Origin of the sequence: Bradyrhizobium erythrophlei (assembly GCF_900142985.1) — a bacterium.
In the GTDB taxonomy this organism is placed as follows: domain Bacteria; phylum Pseudomonadota; class Alphaproteobacteria; order Rhizobiales; family Xanthobacteraceae; genus Bradyrhizobium; species Bradyrhizobium erythrophlei_B.
The window spans coordinates 3,337,376-3,352,701 of sequence record NZ_LT670849.1 but is presented as its reverse complement, the minus strand read 5'-3'; the positions used below and the strand labels follow the sequence as shown (position 1 = coordinate 3,352,701).

The following is a 15,326-nucleotide window of genomic DNA, read 5'->3' as shown; positions in this document are numbered from 1 at the left end:
TCAGTTTAGACCCGTCGGCGCAAAGGTATCCGCCCGCGCCATCGCCCAGGCGTCGACGAAGCGAGGATCGTTGGTGCCGTCGATCAGTTCGCCCGGCCGCAGCGACGGGTAGAGCTTGGCGAAGGTCTGCACCTCGGTGGTCGAGGTCCGCTGCGAGAAATGGATCGGCCGCAGGTCCTGCGGATGGTCGAGCCCGGCGGCCGCCAACAGCTCCGCCAGCGCGTGCAGCGTGGCGTGGTGATAGTTGTAGACCCGTTCGATCTTGTGCGGCACGACCAATGCGCGGTTACGCGAAGGGTCTTGCGTGGTCACACCGGTCGGGCAGCGGTCGGTATGGCAACTCAGCGACTGGATGCAGCCAAGCGCGAACATGAAACCGCGCGCCGAATTGCACCAGTCGGCCCCGATCGCCATCGCGCGTGCCATGTCGAAGGCGGTCGCGATCTTGCCGGAAGCGCCGATACGAATTCGGCTGCGCGCATTGACGCCGACCAGCGCGTTGTGGACGAAATTGACGCCCTCACGCATCGGCATGCCCATGTGATCCATGAATTCGAGCGGGGCCGCGCCGGTGCCGCCTTCATTGCCGTCGACCACAATGAAATCAGGATAGATGCCGGTTTCCAGCATCGCCTTGCAGATCGCCAAAAACTCCCAGGGATGACCGATGCAGAGCTTGAAGCCGGCCGGCTTGCCGCCGGACAGTCGGCGCATCTCGCCGATAAAGGCCATCATCTGCAATGGCGTCGAGAACGCGCGGTGAAAGGCCGGCGAGATGCAATCCTCGTTCATCGCGACGCCCCGGATCCGCGAAATCTCCTCGGAGACTTTTGCCGCCGGCAGCACGCCGCCATGCCCGGGCTTGGCGCCCTGGCTGATCTTGAGTTCGACCATCTTGATCTGGTCGTCGGCGGCGACGCGTGCGAATTCTTCCGGATTGAAGCTGCCGTCGCGGTTGCGGCAGCCGAAATAGCCGGAGCCGATTTCCCAGATAATGTCGCCACCGTTCTCGCGGTGATAAGGACTGACGCCGCCTTCGCCGGTATCGTGGGCGAAGCTGCCCTTCTTGGCGCCGGCATTGAGCGCGCGCACCGCGTTGGGGCTGAGCGCCCCAAAGCTCATCGCCGAGATGTTGAAGACCGACGCTGAATACGGCTTGGCGCAATCCGGTCCGCCGACGGTGATGCGAAAATTCTGGTTTGCGTGAACCTTCGGCGCCACCGAGTGGTGAATCCATTCGTAGCCGTCGCGATAGACGTCCTCCTGCGTGCCGAACGGCCGCTTGTCGAGCACCATCTTGGCCCGCTGATAGATCACCGCGCGGGTATCGCGGGAGAACGGCATGCCGTCCTTCTCGCTCTCGAAGAAGTATTGCCGCATCTCGGGGCGGATTTCCTCGAGCAGAAATCGCAAATGCGCCGAGATCGGATAGTTGCGCAACACCGCATGGCTCTTCTGCGTCAGATCGCGAATGCCGAGCAGCGTCAGCGCGCCAAAGACCACCAATGGAATGAGGATCAGGTCGAACGCCTTGTGGTCGACGATACCGATGCCGAGAAGCAGCGCCGTCACCACGGAGCAGATCGTGAGAATGATGAAACGCGGTGAGAACGGCAGCATCAATGTTTCCATGGGTCCCTCAGGCAGGTTGCCGGTCTATCCACGATATCGGCGACAACGGTCACGGATATGACAATTGTCGGCAGCCGATTTGGCCTATTGCCGAGGCTACCCAATGATTGACTGAATGATCAATCCGTCCGGGTGGCCAGGCCCCTGCGACGACCCACTTTCGCACTGCAACGTGGCGGTTACCATCCCCCCGACAAAGGCGCTCAGTGGTCGTGATTCCGGAGTTCACCGGGAATGTGCTGCTTCTCCAGACCGTGATGGGCCAGCCAGTCGTCCGTGCTTTTGATTGAGCGCTCGATCAGGTTTGACGTCAGCGAGAAATCATAAGGCGATCCCACCAACGGGCACAAAGGCGGCACGACGAAATATTCGATGTCGGGCGGCAGCTGTTCCAGCTCATCCACGAGCTGCCGTGCAATCAGCAACGTCAACGCGTGCAGCGCATTGGCAACCGCACCCACCGGTGGCGTATCGGCTGCGCAGGCATAGCCGGTCGGCAGGATGATCAGGCGGCGCGCGCCCTTCGCGACCGCAACCCTGACCGGCGTGTTGGCAGCAATCGCGCCGTCGGCGAGAAATCGGTCCTTGTAGGGCACGGGCGCAAACGCGCCAGGGATCGAGGTAGAGGCGACGATGGCTTCCACCGCCGATCCTTCCGAAAGCACGACGGTCTCGCCGGACACGATGTCGGTGGTGACGATGTGCAGGGGAAGCCGCGCGTCTTGCAGGTTACGAAACGGCAGATGATCCTCGAGCAGCTTGCGAATGCCGTCATGGGGGATCAGGAAATCCCGCCGCCAGAGAAATCCCAATAGCGTTCGCCAGGTGACCGGGAAAACGTCGTGACGCGTCAACCCGCGCCAGATGGTCTCTAACTCGAGAACGCCTTTCAGTGTCGGGCAACCGGCATAATAAGCGCCATTGATGGCGCCGACGCTGGAACCGACCACCATATCGGCGGTAACGCCGTTGGCGATCAGCGAGTGCAGCATGCCGACCTGGATTGCACCAAAGCTGCCGCCGCCGGCGAAGACGAACGCCGTCTTCGCCCTATCGTCTTGAACCGACGCGGACAAGGATCTCCCCCCGAACTCAACGCGTCGCCCGATAAGCGCGCGTCATTTTGGCAAACTATAGCAAACGGTGCTGCGGGGCGCATCATCAAGAACAGGTGTGGCGCGGACACCTGTGGAATAGCGGGCCGTGAACGGAGGGTGAGAAGATCGTGACAATCGCGCGCCGATGGATATGGTTCGCGCGTAAGATTTCAGGATATTGCCCATGAAGATTCCAACACTGCCCTTCACCGTCACCGACTGGAGCCAGGTCGCGGCCACCACCCATCCCGGCGAGACCGGGCAGGCGCTCTGGCGTACCCTGAATATCGGCGACGTGCGTGTGCGGATGGTCGAATACACGGCCGGATATCTCGCCGATCACTGGTGCGACCGCGGCCATGTGCTTTACGTGCTGGAGGGAGAGCTTGTCACCGAGTTGCGCGACGGCCGCAGCTTCACGCTACGGCCAGGCATGAGCTATCAGGTCTCGGATCTTGGCGATGCCGCACACCGGTCGTCGACAAAGATCGGCGCGAAATTGTTTATCGTCGACTGAGAGGGATGCGAAACGCTGCGGGAGCTTAGCGCTCCACGAACGCCTTCTCGATCACGAAGTGACCGGGCTCGCTGTGGTTTCCTTCCGAGAAGCCACGGCCGTCGAACATCTGACGCAGCTCTTCGAGCATCGCCGGGCTGCCGCACATCATGATGCGGTCGCCTTCAATATTCAGCGGCTCCTGGCCGATATCGTTGAAAATCTGCTTCGACGTGATCAAGTCGGTGATGCGGCCGCGGTTGCGGAAGGGTTCGCGAGTGACCGTCGGATAATAAGTGAGCTTTTCGGCGAGCAGCGGTCCGAACAATTCGTCGCTCTGCAAATTCCTGACGACCTCCTCGCCGTAGGCGAGTTCGGAAACCTGACGGCAGCCGTGCACGAGCACGATCTGCTCGAACCTGTCATAGACATCGGGGTCCTTGATCAGGCTGACAAACGGAGCAAGGCCGGTTCCGGTCGATAGCAAAAGCAGGCGCTTGCCCGGAAGCAGGTTGTCGGTGATCAGCGTGCCGGTCGCCTTACGGCCGACCAGGATGGTGTCGCCTTCCTTGATCTTTTGCAGGCGCGAGGTGAGCGGACCATCGGCCACCTTGATCGAAAAGAACTCGAGTTGTTCTTCGTGATTGGCGCTCGCCATCGAATAAGCGCGCAGCAAGGGCCGGCCATCGACCTCAAGGCCGATCATGGCGAACTGGCCATTCTGGAATCGAAAGCCGGTGTCACGCGTGGCGCGGAAGCTGAACAGCGTGTCCGTCCAGTGCCGAACGGAAAGAACCTTCTCTCGATGAAACGCGCTCATGGGCCTGCTTTTCCGATTCCGTCTTGCGAAAGCCGACAGGGACCCGCCGCTCCAAACAGCGGAAGCCACTGTGGCGATTGAGGAATTATGGCCTTCAACTACCCCATTTTCGGCCAGTGTCAATATGCTGCGATGCGGGATAAGGGTTCGAAAATTGCAGGGCCAGCCATCTTGCACGACTTTCGTGGAAAACCTTCTCCGCGTGGCCGTTCCCGTGCAATTAACTTGCTGAGAACACGCGCAATTCGGTGATTAATTGCCGCACCGGGCGCACAAAAAACGTTAGAGATATTCTTCGAAACAGCCGGAATGTCAGATCGCCCGATATTGCATGCGAAAGTTGCGGGAATTTCGCGCGGGAAAGCCCGCCTACTATCCGGATCAGGCGGTGTACGCCGCCTTTGCCTGCGCCGAGCTTGGTCTGGACTTTGAAAGCATCGACGGCGGCACCGGGCTGGTCTTTCGTGCCACCTCGGCATCCACCTCCGTTTATTTCGGCGCCGGTCGCTGCTCCTGGTATCCGCAAAACAATGCGACAGCAGCGACGCTCGCCTCCGACAAATATTTCGCCAACTGCATTCTCAAAGCGCGGGGAATCCCGAACCTCGGCGGCGGCTATTTCTTCCTGAGCGAGCGGCACCGTGGCTTGCGGCCGACCGGCCACGACCGTGCGGACGCTTTCGCCTACTTCAAGACGCTGAACGCAAGCGCCTTCCTCAAACCGCTGACGGGGTCGCGTGGAGATTATGCGCAAACCGTCGATGGCGAGCCCGCGCTAGAGCGGTATCTGGACGAGGTTTCGGCATACTACGATGCGGTCCTGATGCAGCCGGTCGTCAGCGGCGACGAGTACCGGATTTTTCTGCTCGACGACGAGGTCGTCTATTCTGCGCGAAAATTCTCTGCCGCACTCGAAGGCGATGGCGCGCGCAGCGTTGGCGATCTGCTCCATGAGCACAACGCCACGCTTGAGGCGCGCGGCCTTTCCGCGATCGATCCGGACAGGATCGCGCCCGCCGAGCTCAAGCAAGTCTTGGCCCCGGGCGAACGCTGGAAAATTCACGGCCGCACCAATCTGAGCGCAGGCGGGCATATGACGTTCGCCTCGCCCCATCCGACTGCGCTCAAGATGGCGCGGGAGGCGACCCGTGCGATCGGGCTGCGCGCCGCCGCCGTCGACCTGTTTACGGACATCGGCGGCAACCCGGACGACATCGCGATCATCGAAGTGAACTCCAACCCCTCAATCCGTTTGCTCGAGGAGTTGCAGCGGCCGGATCTGATCCTGAAAATCTGGCGTCATAGCTTTATTGCGGCCGGACTTATCAATGTTTGACCTGCCAAAATACGGCGAAGGCATCTGCCTCGCACGGATGACCGACTTGCTGGACCGGCTCGCCATCGACCGCGGCCGCTTGCAGCAACGCTCGATCGCCATTGCCGGATCGAACGGTAAGGGCTCGACCGCGGCCTTCTGCGCCTCGATCGGACGCGCTTGCGGCTTGCGCACCGGCCTGTTCACCTCGCCGCACCTGTTTCGCGTCAACGAACGGTTTCAGATCGACGGCGTGCCGATCGACGATGAACTGTTGCACCAGCTCGTCACGCGCGTCGAATCCGCAATCGCGGCCGTTACGAAACGTCGCGCGGAAAAGTTCGGCGCGTTTGAAGCCATGTTCGCGCTGGCCTGCCTGTTTTTTCAGGACAACGATTGCGACGTCATGGTGTTCGAGGCCGGGATCGGCGGACGCTATGATCCCATTCGCTTGCTCGGCAGTCGCAGCACCACGGTTACCTCGGTCGATTACGAGCACGTCGAACTGCTCGGGAATTCGCTGGAACTGATCGTGTCGGACAAGAGCGACGCCTGCGCCGCTGGCGGCACCATCATCTATGGCGAGAATTGCCGCGGCTTGCGCCAGCACATCGTCGAATATAACCGCAACCGGAATGTCGAGAGCCTGTTCGTCCGCGACGAAGTTTCGATCGGCAATGAATCCGCCACAGCCGGCTGCCACCGCTTCGACCTCGCCTTTCGCCACCACGATGTCCGCGACCTCGATATCGCGATGCCCGGCGGCTTCCAGCTCAACAACGCCGCGATCGCAGCGGCGCTGGTCATCGACTGGATGGGGCGCACGCGGCCCAACGGCCCGGCCGCCCAAATTGGGGCGGTCGTACGAAGCGGCTTGCGTGAGGCGCACTGGCCGGGGCGCCTCGAGACGATCGCGCAAAATCCCCTGACCGTCATCGACGTCGGTCACACCCCCGATGGCATCAGGCGATCGGTCGCCGGGCTTCACGGGATTTATGGAGCGCGAGACTGGATCCTGGTCGCTGGCGTTTCCTTCGACAAGAAGGCCGACGAGATCGCCGGCCTGCTTGCGCCGCACTTCGACACCATCATCTGCACCTCTGCGCATCACAAAGGCGGCGACGCAGCCGCGCTCGCCGCCGCCATGCGCAGCGCCAATCCGGTTGCGCGGATCGAAATAGCGGCCACCATCGAGCAGGCTTTCAGCTCGAGCCGGGCGCTGGCCGCCTCGCTCAAGCGGCGAATCTACGTCGCCGGCGGATTATTCACTGCGATCGAATTTGCCGCGACGGCGCGCGGACTGGACCCGAAACAGCTCGGCTTTTTCTGAAGGTTTTTGCGGTTAACGATTCATTAACCATAACCAGCCGATGGTGACGACGTCTCCCGGGGGAGAGTCCCATGACCGACACGACATCCGTTTCGTCTTCCACCACGGCCTTTCTCAACAGGCAGGCAAACAACGTGAACCAGGCCAAGGCGGCGACCGGGTCGGTCTTCGCCAATATGCTCAACCAGACCCAGGTCGCGGTCGGGCTGCGGCCGAAAACCGGTTTCTCCTCCGGCGCAACATACGAAGCCACGACCATCGCAGGCCAGACCAAGGCGGCCTACGACAGCGTCGTCAACGCCACCAAGGCCGCGCTTCACATCAAGTAATTTTCAGGCCGGTCCGAAAGGACACGCCCGCGAGCCTAGTGCCCGCTTTCCGAAGTTACGCCTCGGCGCACACCTTTCACGAACTTCGGAAAGTCACGGGCACTAGCAAACTAATTAATTCTAGTGCCGCTTTTTCTATTTGACGTTCCTGAGGCGGACTCGCGGCTTGTGCTGCAGGAACGTCAAATAGGCGGCACTGGTGGCCCGCGGGATCTGAACTAGTTGCTCACGCCATCGCTATCGTCGAGCGCCTTGAAGGCGTCTTCGAGCTGCGGCGAGATCGCCACGTTCATCCGCTCGCCGGTCGGCATGCGGGACACGAACCACTTGTTGTAGAGCGGGACGAGGTCGTGGTTGGTGCCAAGCTTGCGGAACGTGCGTTCCACAACCGCCGCGAGTTGCGGCTCTCCCTTGCGGAACATGATGCCGTACGGATCATAGGACAGGTAATCGCCGGTGACCTTGAATTTGTCCTGCGACTTGTGCCGCGTGATCAGGCCGTAAAGCAGGATGTCGTCGGTCGCAAAGGCATCGACCTTGCCGTCCACCAGCATCTGATAGGACTGCTCGTGATCGGAGCCGGTCACGATATTCAGACCAAGGTTGAACTTCTTGTCGACCGCATGCATCGCCTGCTCGTTGGTCGTCCCCTTGGTGACGACGACCGTCTTGCCTTGCAGGTCTTTCGGCGCCGAAATCGTGGAAGCCTTCGGCACCATCAGCTTGGTGCCGGCCACGAACATCAGCGGCGAGAACGCCACTTGTTTCGCACGTTCGGCATTGGCTGTAGTCGAGCCGCACTCCAGATCGATCTTGCCCTGCACGACCGCGGGAATGCGGTCGTCGGAAGTGACCTTCACGTATTCGATCTTGAGGGCGGGGTCGTCGACCTCGGCGCCGATCTCTTCCACGATCGCCTCGCACAGTTCGAGGCTATAGCCGATCGGCCGGTTGGCCTGGTCGAGGAAAGAGAACGGCGGCGAGCTTTCACGATAGCCGAGATGCACGACGTGCCGGCTCTTGATGGCGGCCAGCGTCGGACTGAGCCCTTCGCCGGAGGTCTGGGCGCCTGCGGCCGTGGCCACCAGGCAGCCTGCGAGCCATAGGCCGCAGGCCCCAATCGATCTTCGCACCGTTTGGCGCATCACGCCCTCCCGTCAGTGCGCTGGCACGGCGTCGCCAGGAACGGTGTCCGAGGGCACGGCGTCGTCCGGTCCGAGTTCATGCTCGGTCTTCAGCTCGCCCTCCCATTTTGCCACCACCGAGGTCGCGAGCGAGTTGCCGATCACGTTGGTGGCGCTGCGGCCCATGTCGAGAAAGGTATCGATGCCCATGATCATCAGCAGTCCGGCCTCGGGAATCCCGAACTGGCTGAGCGTCGAGGCGATCACCACCAGCGAAGCGCGGGGAACGCCGGCAACGCCCTTCGATGTGATCATCAATGTCGCGAGCATCGCGAGCTGCGTGCCGAGCGACATCGGGATCTGGTAGGTCTGCGCGATGAAGATGCTCGCGAACGTGCAATACATCATCGTGCCGTCGAGATTGAACGAGTAGCCGAGCGGCAGCACGAATGCCGAGATCCGCGACGAGGCGCCGAAGCGATTTAAGCCCTCGAGCGTCTTCGGATAGGCGGCCTCCGACGACGCTGTCGAGAACGCGATCATCAGGGGTTCGCGGATCAGCCGCAGCAAGTGGCTGTATCTCGGTCCGATGACGACGAAGCCGACGATGACGAGGATGCCCCAGAGGAGCAGCAGCGAAAGGTAGAAACCGCCCATGAACACGATGAGCTTCCACAGCACGCCGAGGCCGTTCTTCGACACGGTCGCCATGATCGCGGCCCACACCGCGATCGGCGCAAACAGCATGACGTAGCCGGTGACCTTGAGCATGATATGGGCGAGATCATCGATCAGTCCCATGATCGGCTTCGACCGTTCGGGCATCGCGCCGAGCGCAACCGCGAAGAACACGGCAAACACGACGATCTGCAGGATTTCGTTCTGCGCCATCGCATCCGCAATCGAGGTCGGAATCAGATGGGTCAGGAATTTTTCGATCGAGAACGCCGACACCGGCAATCCGGTCGACTGCGCCTTGTCGGGCAGCGTGCCCGGGAAGTTGGCGCCGGGCTGTAACAGGTTGACCATCACGAGGCCAAGCAGCAGCGACACGAATGAGGCGCTGACGAACCAGCCCATGGTCTTGGCAAAGATGCGCCCAAGCTTGGCGCCGCTCCCCATGTGAGCGATGCCGCCGACGAGGGTTGCGAACACGAGCGGTGCGATGATCATCTTGATCAGGCGCAAAAACAGCATGGCGATCAGGTTTACGTCGGCCGCGATCTCGGCGCGGCTGTCGGGCAGATAGTTGAAGACCAGCGTCCCCATCACGATGCCAAGCGCCATCGCGATGAGGATGTATTGCGTAAACCTGTTGGACATGTCTTACCCCCGTTCACAAGCCTCTGAGTTTGGCAGATTTCATAGCCGACGCAACACGCATCAAAGGCCACGATGTTACCGTTGTGGAACGGGCGGCATCGGAATAGCCTGTTATGCAATGCACAATGCAGGGGATGCGCATTTCTTGCGCGCCACCTGCTTTAAGAACAGCCAATTCAAGAACAGCCAGGGAGGAAGCCATGAATAGCGGCATCAATCGCCAGATCCTTCTCGTGGATAAGCCGGCCGGAAAGCTCGGACCGGAGCATTTCGATATGCGGAATGGAACCATCCCGCAGCCGCGCGACGGCGAAGCCCTGTTGAAGGTGCGCTATATCTCGCTCGACGCTGCCAACCGAGCCTGGATGCACGGCGCGACCTATCGCGCGGCGGTCGAGGCCAACACGGTGATGGCAGGAGGTGGCATTGCCGAGGTGATCTCGTCGAAGTCGCCCGGGTTGGCTGAAGGCGACATCGTGTTTGGCGACACCGGCTGGCAGGAGTATGCGGCGGTCCCCGCAAAACATCTGAGCAAGATGCCGAAGATCGAGCCGATGACCTACCTGCTCAGCGTCTATGGCATCGCCGGCCTCACCGCCTATTTCGGGCTGCTCGACGTCGGCAAGCCCAAGGTCGGCGAGACCGTGGTGGTGTCCGCGGCCGCCGGCTCGGTCGGCTCGATCGTCGGCCAGATCGCCAGGATCAAGGGCTGCAAAGTCGTCGGCATCGCCGGCGGCAAGGACAAATGCCATTGGCTCACTTCCGAACTCGGTTTCGATGCCGCCGTTGACTACAAGGACGGCGCGGTTTTCAAGGCGCTCAAGGCCGCCGCGCCAAACGGCATCGACGTTTACTTCGACAATGTCGGCGGCGATATCTTCGAAGCGTGCCTCGCGCAGATGAACAACAACGGCCGCATCGCCTGCTGCGGCGCGATCTCGCAATATGACGGCGCGCCATCGGCGACCGGGCCGCGCGGCGTGCCGGGCTTGATCGTGGTCAAGCGGCTCACCGTGCAGGGCTTCATCGTGATGGACTATATGGAGCGACGCAACGAGGCGCTGCGCGACCTGCAATCCTGGGTCGCTTCCGGCGCGCTCAAGGTCCAGGAGGACATCATCAGCGGGCTTGAGAACACGCCACAGGCACTGATCGGCCTGCTCGCCGGCGAAAACCGCGGCAAGCGGATGGTCAAGGTGTGAGGGCCTGACATAAGCAACGGAAGCGACGTCGTTCTTCGAACGGCTATGGCGCCCTGCCCGGCGTACCGCCGGCCGTCTGCGCGCCGGCCTTGTTGCCCTTGCGTTCGGCAAGCCAGTTCTCGAAGCGCTGCACCACGACAAAGAATGTCGGCACGAACAGCACGGCAAGGCAGGTCGAGGCGATCATGCCTGAGAACACGGTGATGCCGATCGATTTTCGGGCGCTGGCGCCGGCCCCGGTCGCGAGTACCAGGGGAACGACGCCCAGGATGAACGCGAAGGACGTCATCAGGATCGGCCGGAAACGGGCGCGCGCGGCTTCGATAGCCGATTCCATGATCGGCTTGCCGTCGCGCACATGCAGTTCGAGCGCTACCTCGACAATCAGGATGGCGTTCTTCGCCGACAGCGCGATCAGCAGGATCAACCCGATCTGGGTATAGAGATTGTTGTCGATGCGCAGGACGGTCAGCACCGCCATCGGGCCGAGCAGCGACAGCGGCACCGCCAGTATGACGGAGATCGGCGCATACCAGCTCTCATACTGCCCGGCGAGCACCAGATAGACCAGCAGCATGGCAAGGCCGAACACCAGATAGAGTTGCGCGCCGACGATCTTCTCCTGGTAGGACATCGCCGTCCATTCATAGCCGGCGCCGCGCGGCAGCGTCTTCGCCGCGATCTCCTCCATCAGCTTCATCGACTCGCCGGAGCTGAAGCCCTGCGATGGCAGACCAATGACGGTCGATGACGGGTAGAGGTTGTAAAGGCTGATCAGCGACGGACCGACGGTCGGCGTCACTTTCGCCACGGTGCCGATCGGAATCATGTCGCCTTGCGAGTTGCGCACCATCAGGTTCTCGATGTCGCGTGTGGTCAGGCGGAACTGGGAATCAGCCTGAGTGTAGACCTGGAAGGTGCGGCCAAATTTGTTGAACTGGTTGACGTAGGACGCGCCGACATAACTTGATAGCGTCGAGAAGATCTGGTCGGTGGTGACGAACAGCGTCTGCGTCTTGACACGATCCACCTCGATGTCGAATTGCGGCACCATGGCGCGGAACGACGACGAGACGCGTTGCAGCGCGCTTTGCGACTGCCCATTGGAAATTATCGCATCGGTGATGGCCTGTAGCTTGCTGAAGTCGGAATTTCCGTCGCGCAGCTCGACCTGCATGGCAAAGCCTGCCGCGTTGCCGATGCCCTGGATCGGCGGCGGTGGAATGACCAGGATGCGCGCCTCCTGAATGGTCGACAGCTTTTCGTTCAGGCCTGTGAACAGCGAACGCAGGTCCTCGCCCTTGCCGCGCTGGCTCCAATCCTTGAGCACGATATAGGCAACGCCGGCATTGGCGAGGCTCGAACTGTTGTCGAGCGCCGATATCCCAGCGATGGTCATGATCTGGTCGACGCCCTGCTGCGTACTCGCGATCTCCTGCACGTGGTCCAACACATTCTGGGTGCGGTCGAGCGCGGCACCGTCAGGCAATTGCACGGCGGCCAGCAGATAGCCCTGGTCCTCGATGGGAATGAAGCCGGTCGGGACGCGTGACAGGCCGTAGCCGCCGAGAACGATCAGGATCAGCGCGCCGATCACGGACACGCCGCTGTGCCGCACCAGGCTGCCGATCAGCGAGCTATAGCCGCGCTCCACGCGCGCATAGACGGCGTTGAAGCCGCGATAGAACAAGTTGCGCTGCTCCGGCGGCACCGGCCGGCGCAGCCACAGCGCGCATTGCGTCGGCTTCAGCGTCGCGGCGTTGACGGCCGACAACAGCGCGGTTGCGGCGATCACGAGTGCGAATTGCGCATACATTCGCCCGGTAAGACCCGGCAGGAACGCGGCCGGCAGGAACACCGAGATCAGCACCAGCGTGATGCCGACGATCGGCGCGAACAGCGCATCCATCGCCTTGATCGCGGCATCGTGGCCGGACATGCCCTGTTCGATGTTGTGCGCGGCGCCCTCCACCACGACGATGGCGTCGTCAACCACGATGCCGATCGCGAGCACGATGGCAAACAACGTCGACAGATTGACCGTGAAGCCGAGCGCCGCCATCGCGGCGAACGCGCCGATGATGGTCACCGGCACCGTGGTCGCCGGCACCAGCATCGCGCGCCAGTCCTGCAAAAACACCAGGATCACGATCAGCACCAGCAGGCCCGCTTCGAACAGGGTCTTGTAGACCTCGTTGATCGAAGCCTGGACGAACTTGGTGGTGTCGAACGGGGTGTCGTATTTGACGTCTTGCGGGAAGGCCTTGGCGAGCTCCGTCATCTTCTTCTCGACGGCCTTCTCGACTTCGAGCGCGTTGGCTCCCGGCGACTGGAACACGCCGACGCCGGCGGCAGGCTTCTTGTTGAGCGAGAAGACCTGGCTGTAGGTCTGCGCACCGAGTTCGACCCAGCCGACATCGCGCACCCGCGTAACGTCGCCGTTGCTTCCGGTCTTGACGATGATGTTCTCGAACCCGGTCTTGTCGTCGAGGCGTCCGGCAACATTGAGCGTGTACTGGAATGCCTGCCCGGCCGGCGTTGGCGGCGCGCCGATCTGGCCCGCAGTGACCTGCTGGCTCTGCTGCTGGATCGCGGCAATGATGTCCTGCGGCATCAGCCCGCGAACCTGCAGCTTGCTAGGATCGAGCCAGACCCGCATCGAATATTGACCGGCGCCGAACACCGTGACGTTGCCCACCCCCGGCAGGCGCGAGAGCTCATCGCGCAGATTGATGGTGGCGTAGTTGCTCAGGAACAGACTGTCGTAGGTCGCGTTCGGCGAGGTCAGCGTCACGAACAGTAGGATCGCCGTGGACTTCTTCTGCACCGTGACGCCCTGGCTCTGCACCGATTGCGGCAATTGCGACAACGCAGCCGACACGCGGTTCTGGACCAGGACCTGTGCGAAGTTGAGGTCCGTGCCGATCTTGAACGTCACCGTCAGCGTATAGGTGCCGTCGGCGCCGCTATAGGACTGCATGTAGATCATGTCCTCGACGCCGTTGACCTGCTGCTCGATCGGCAGCGCCACGGTGTCGATCACGGTCTTGGCGCTGGCGCCGGGATAGCGGGTCGTGACCTGCACGGTCGGAGGAACCACGTCAGGATATTGGGCGATGGCGAGGTTGAACAGCGCCACGCCGCCAATCAGGATCATCAGGATCGCGATGACGTTGGAAAGAACCGGGCGCTCGATGAAGAACTTCGAGATCATGGCCGGCTCCTACTTCGCGGCGGCGTCGCCGGACTCGATATTCTTCGGCTGCGGATCGACCTTCTGGCCCGGGATCGCGCGCAACAGCCCGGCGACGACGACCTTGTCGTCTACCTTCAACCCGCTTTCGATGACGCGTAGATCGCCTCCCAGCGGGCCAACCGTCACCTTGCGCTGCTCGACGACATTCTCCGCATTGACCACCAGCACATAGCGGCCGGCCTGATCGCTGCCGAGCGCGACGTCGGGAACCAGCATCGCCTTGACGTTCTGCTCGACCGGCACCCGGACCCGGGCGAAATAGCCGGGCAGCAACTGGCGATCGGAATTTTTCAAAATGCCTCGCACCGCGAGCGTGCCTGTCGACTGGTTGAGCTGGGGCGCGACATAATCGAGCGTGCCCTTGTGCGGATAGCCAGTCTCGCTCTGCAACCCGATCTCGATCGGGATTTGGCGCAGGTCATCGACGGTTATGCCGCGGCGGCGCGCTTCCTCGCGAATCCTCAGCACGTCCTGTTCGTTGACGCTGAAATTCACATAGATCGGATCGGTTGCCACGATGGTGGCGAGTTGCGTCGGCGACGCCACGCCGACGAGCTCGCCGACCGAAACAAGATGCGCCGTCACGATGCCGTCAAACGGCGCGGCGACGTTGGTGTAGCCGAAGTTGACCTGCGCGATTTTGGTGTTGGCCTGCGCCTGCTGAAGGTTGGCCTGCGCATTGTCGCGGTTGGACGTGGACGTATCCAGTGTCGACTGCGACACGGCTTGCTTCTGCACCAGGTCGACCTGACGCTTGTAATCAAGCTCCGCCTGTTTCAGCGAAGCCTGGGCGCCCGCTTCCGCCGCCTGCGCCTGATCGACCTTGAGCTTGTAGGTCTCCGGCTCGATCGTGAACAGCGTGGTGCCTTCCTTTACGGGACTGCCGTCCTTGTAGTTGATCGTTTGCAGAAAGCCTTGCACGCGCGCGACCAGATCGACCGATTTGACCGGTGCGGTGTTGCCGGTGGCATCGAGATAGCGCGTGATCGATTTCTGCATCGGCGCGGCGACGTCCACCTTCGGCGGTGGCGGCGGCACGAAAGTATTTTGTTCGCAGGCGCTTAGTATGGCGCATGCTGACACGGCAAACGCGATACGCGAGGCGGTGGCAGCGTTGTGCAAACGCGAAGACCTCATCCCGTGCCCCAATTGCAGTCTGCTTTAAATCAAAACACGTCTATCGAAGTGCGATTTGGTTCAGAGATAAGGACGCTTATCGAGGAGGCGTTCTGTCGCGCCTTGATAGCAATAATCCGCTTGTAGTGAAACCGGAAAGCGAAAATGATCTCCCGTGTAGGTTGTTGTGCCAACCGGCCGGGGTTTGAGAGATTTAGGAGCTGGAATTTACAGCGTTGAAGCTGCAGCGCCAGCGACAACTGAAAGGATTGCTCGAAGCCATTTA

General features: G+C 61.6%; 12 protein-coding genes. 5 read left to right on the top strand and 7 right to left on the bottom strand.

The features are described 5' to 3' along the window. Positions 1-1,632: an FMN-binding glutamate synthase family protein gene (locus tag BUA38_RS15655; protein ID WP_072819007.1), complete on the bottom strand. Its 1,632-nt coding sequence runs from the start codon at positions 1,630-1,632 to the stop codon at positions 1-3. 203 nt (positions 1,633-1,835) lie between these two features. Beyond that, positions 1,836-2,708 (bottom strand): patatin-like phospholipase family protein, encoded by an 873-nt coding sequence (locus tag BUA38_RS15650; RefSeq protein ID WP_072819005.1) that lies wholly within the window; start codon positions 2,706-2,708, stop codon positions 1,836-1,838. A 205-nt stretch (positions 2,709-2,913) separates the two neighbouring features. On the opposite strand from BUA38_RS15650, the gene BUA38_RS15645 reads away from it, so the two are divergent. Next, entirely contained in the window at positions 2,914-3,246 is a 333-nt protein-coding gene (locus tag BUA38_RS15645; RefSeq protein ID WP_072819003.1) for a DHCW motif cupin fold protein, read from the top strand. Positions 3,247-3,271: 25 nt separating this feature from the next. Here BUA38_RS15645 and BUA38_RS15640 read toward each other — a convergent pair whose 3' ends face one another. Further along, a complete protein-coding gene (locus tag BUA38_RS15640; protein WP_072819002.1) occupies positions 3,272-4,045 on the bottom strand; it encodes a ferredoxin--NADP reductase in 774 nt (257 codons plus the stop codon). 331 nt (positions 4,046-4,376) lie between these two features. Between BUA38_RS15640 and BUA38_RS15635 the strand changes: the two genes are divergently transcribed. The 3 genes from BUA38_RS15635 to BUA38_RS15625 all read left to right on the top strand — a co-directional run bounded on the left by BUA38_RS15635 (position 4,377) and on the right by BUA38_RS15625 (position 7,019). After that, positions 4,377-5,381: an ATP-grasp domain-containing protein gene (locus BUA38_RS15635; RefSeq protein ID WP_072819000.1), complete on the top strand. Its 1,005-nt coding sequence runs from the start codon at positions 4,377-4,379 to the stop codon at positions 5,379-5,381. Next, positions 5,374-6,690 (top strand): bifunctional folylpolyglutamate synthase/dihydrofolate synthase, encoded by a 1,317-nt coding sequence (locus tag BUA38_RS15630; RefSeq protein WP_072818998.1) that lies wholly within the window; start codon positions 5,374-5,376, stop codon positions 6,688-6,690. Before BUA38_RS15635 ends, BUA38_RS15630 begins: the two co-directional genes overlap by 8 nt. 71 nt (positions 6,691-6,761) lie before the next feature. Further along, positions 6,762-7,019: a hypothetical protein gene (locus BUA38_RS15625; RefSeq protein WP_072818996.1), complete on the top strand. Its 258-nt coding sequence runs from the start codon at positions 6,762-6,764 to the stop codon at positions 7,017-7,019. 218 nt (positions 7,020-7,237) lie between these two features. Here BUA38_RS15625 and BUA38_RS15620 read toward each other — a convergent pair whose 3' ends face one another. Together BUA38_RS15620 and BUA38_RS15615 are read right to left on the bottom strand one after the other, a co-directional pair. Continuing rightward, positions 7,238-8,164 carry an amino acid ABC transporter substrate-binding protein gene (locus BUA38_RS15620; RefSeq protein WP_072818995.1) on the bottom strand — a complete coding sequence of 309 codons (927 nt, stop codon included), beginning with the start codon at positions 8,162-8,164 and terminating at the stop codon, positions 7,238-7,240. Positions 8,165-8,176: 12 nt separating this feature from the next. Continuing rightward, positions 8,177-9,466: a dicarboxylate/amino acid:cation symporter gene (locus tag BUA38_RS15615; RefSeq protein ID WP_072818993.1), complete on the bottom strand. Its 1,290-nt coding sequence runs from the start codon at positions 9,464-9,466 to the stop codon at positions 8,177-8,179. A 200-nt stretch (positions 9,467-9,666) separates the two neighbouring features. Here BUA38_RS15615 and BUA38_RS15610 point away from each other — a divergent pair, with 200 nt between their 5' ends. Continuing rightward, positions 9,667-10,668 (top strand): NADP-dependent oxidoreductase, encoded by a 1,002-nt coding sequence (locus BUA38_RS15610; protein WP_072818991.1) that lies wholly within the window; start codon positions 9,667-9,669, stop codon positions 10,666-10,668. A gap of 43 nt (positions 10,669-10,711) precedes the next feature. On the opposite strand, the gene BUA38_RS15605 is transcribed toward BUA38_RS15610, so the two are convergent. Both BUA38_RS15605 and BUA38_RS15600 read right to left on the bottom strand, forming a co-directional pair. Then, positions 10,712-13,882 (bottom strand): efflux RND transporter permease subunit, encoded by a 3,171-nt coding sequence (locus tag BUA38_RS15605; protein WP_072818990.1) that lies wholly within the window; start codon positions 13,880-13,882, stop codon positions 10,712-10,714. Between the two features lie 9 nt (positions 13,883-13,891). After that, positions 13,892-15,061: an efflux RND transporter periplasmic adaptor subunit gene (locus BUA38_RS15600; protein ID WP_072818988.1), complete on the bottom strand. Its 1,170-nt coding sequence runs from the start codon at positions 15,059-15,061 to the stop codon at positions 13,892-13,894. Positions 15,062-15,326 lie beyond the last annotated feature (265 nt).

Excerpts from the sequence above, each read along its gene's own strand:
- BUA38_RS15620 (WP_072818995.1), bottom strand. The coding sequence starts at position 8,164 with ATGCGCCAAACGGTGCGAAGATCGATTGGGGCCTGCGGCCTATGGCTC.
- BUA38_RS15615 (WP_072818993.1), bottom strand. The coding sequence starts at position 9,466 with ATGTCCAACAGGTTTACGCAATACATCCTCATCGCGATGGCGCTTGGC.
- BUA38_RS15630 (WP_072818998.1), top strand. The coding sequence starts at position 5,374 with ATGTTTGACCTGCCAAAATACGGCGAAGGCATCTGCCTCGCACGGATG.
- BUA38_RS15640 (WP_072819002.1), bottom strand. The coding sequence starts at position 4,045 with ATGAGCGCGTTTCATCGAGAGAAGGTTCTTTCCGTTCGGCACTGGACG.
- BUA38_RS15635 (WP_072819000.1), top strand. The coding sequence starts at position 4,377 with ATGCGAAAGTTGCGGGAATTTCGCGCGGGAAAGCCCGCCTACTATCCG.
- BUA38_RS15600 (WP_072818988.1), bottom strand. The coding sequence starts at position 15,061 with ATGAGGTCTTCGCGTTTGCACAACGCTGCCACCGCCTCGCGTATCGCG.
- BUA38_RS15645 (WP_072819003.1), top strand. The coding sequence starts at position 2,914 with ATGAAGATTCCAACACTGCCCTTCACCGTCACCGACTGGAGCCAGGTC.
- BUA38_RS15655 (WP_072819007.1), bottom strand. The coding sequence starts at position 1,632 with ATGGAAACATTGATGCTGCCGTTCTCACCGCGTTTCATCATTCTCACG.
- BUA38_RS15605 (WP_072818990.1), bottom strand. The coding sequence starts at position 13,882 with ATGATCTCGAAGTTCTTCATCGAGCGCCCGGTTCTTTCCAACGTCATC.
- BUA38_RS15625 (WP_072818996.1), top strand. The coding sequence starts at position 6,762 with ATGACCGACACGACATCCGTTTCGTCTTCCACCACGGCCTTTCTCAAC.
- BUA38_RS15610 (WP_072818991.1), top strand. The coding sequence starts at position 9,667 with ATGAATAGCGGCATCAATCGCCAGATCCTTCTCGTGGATAAGCCGGCC.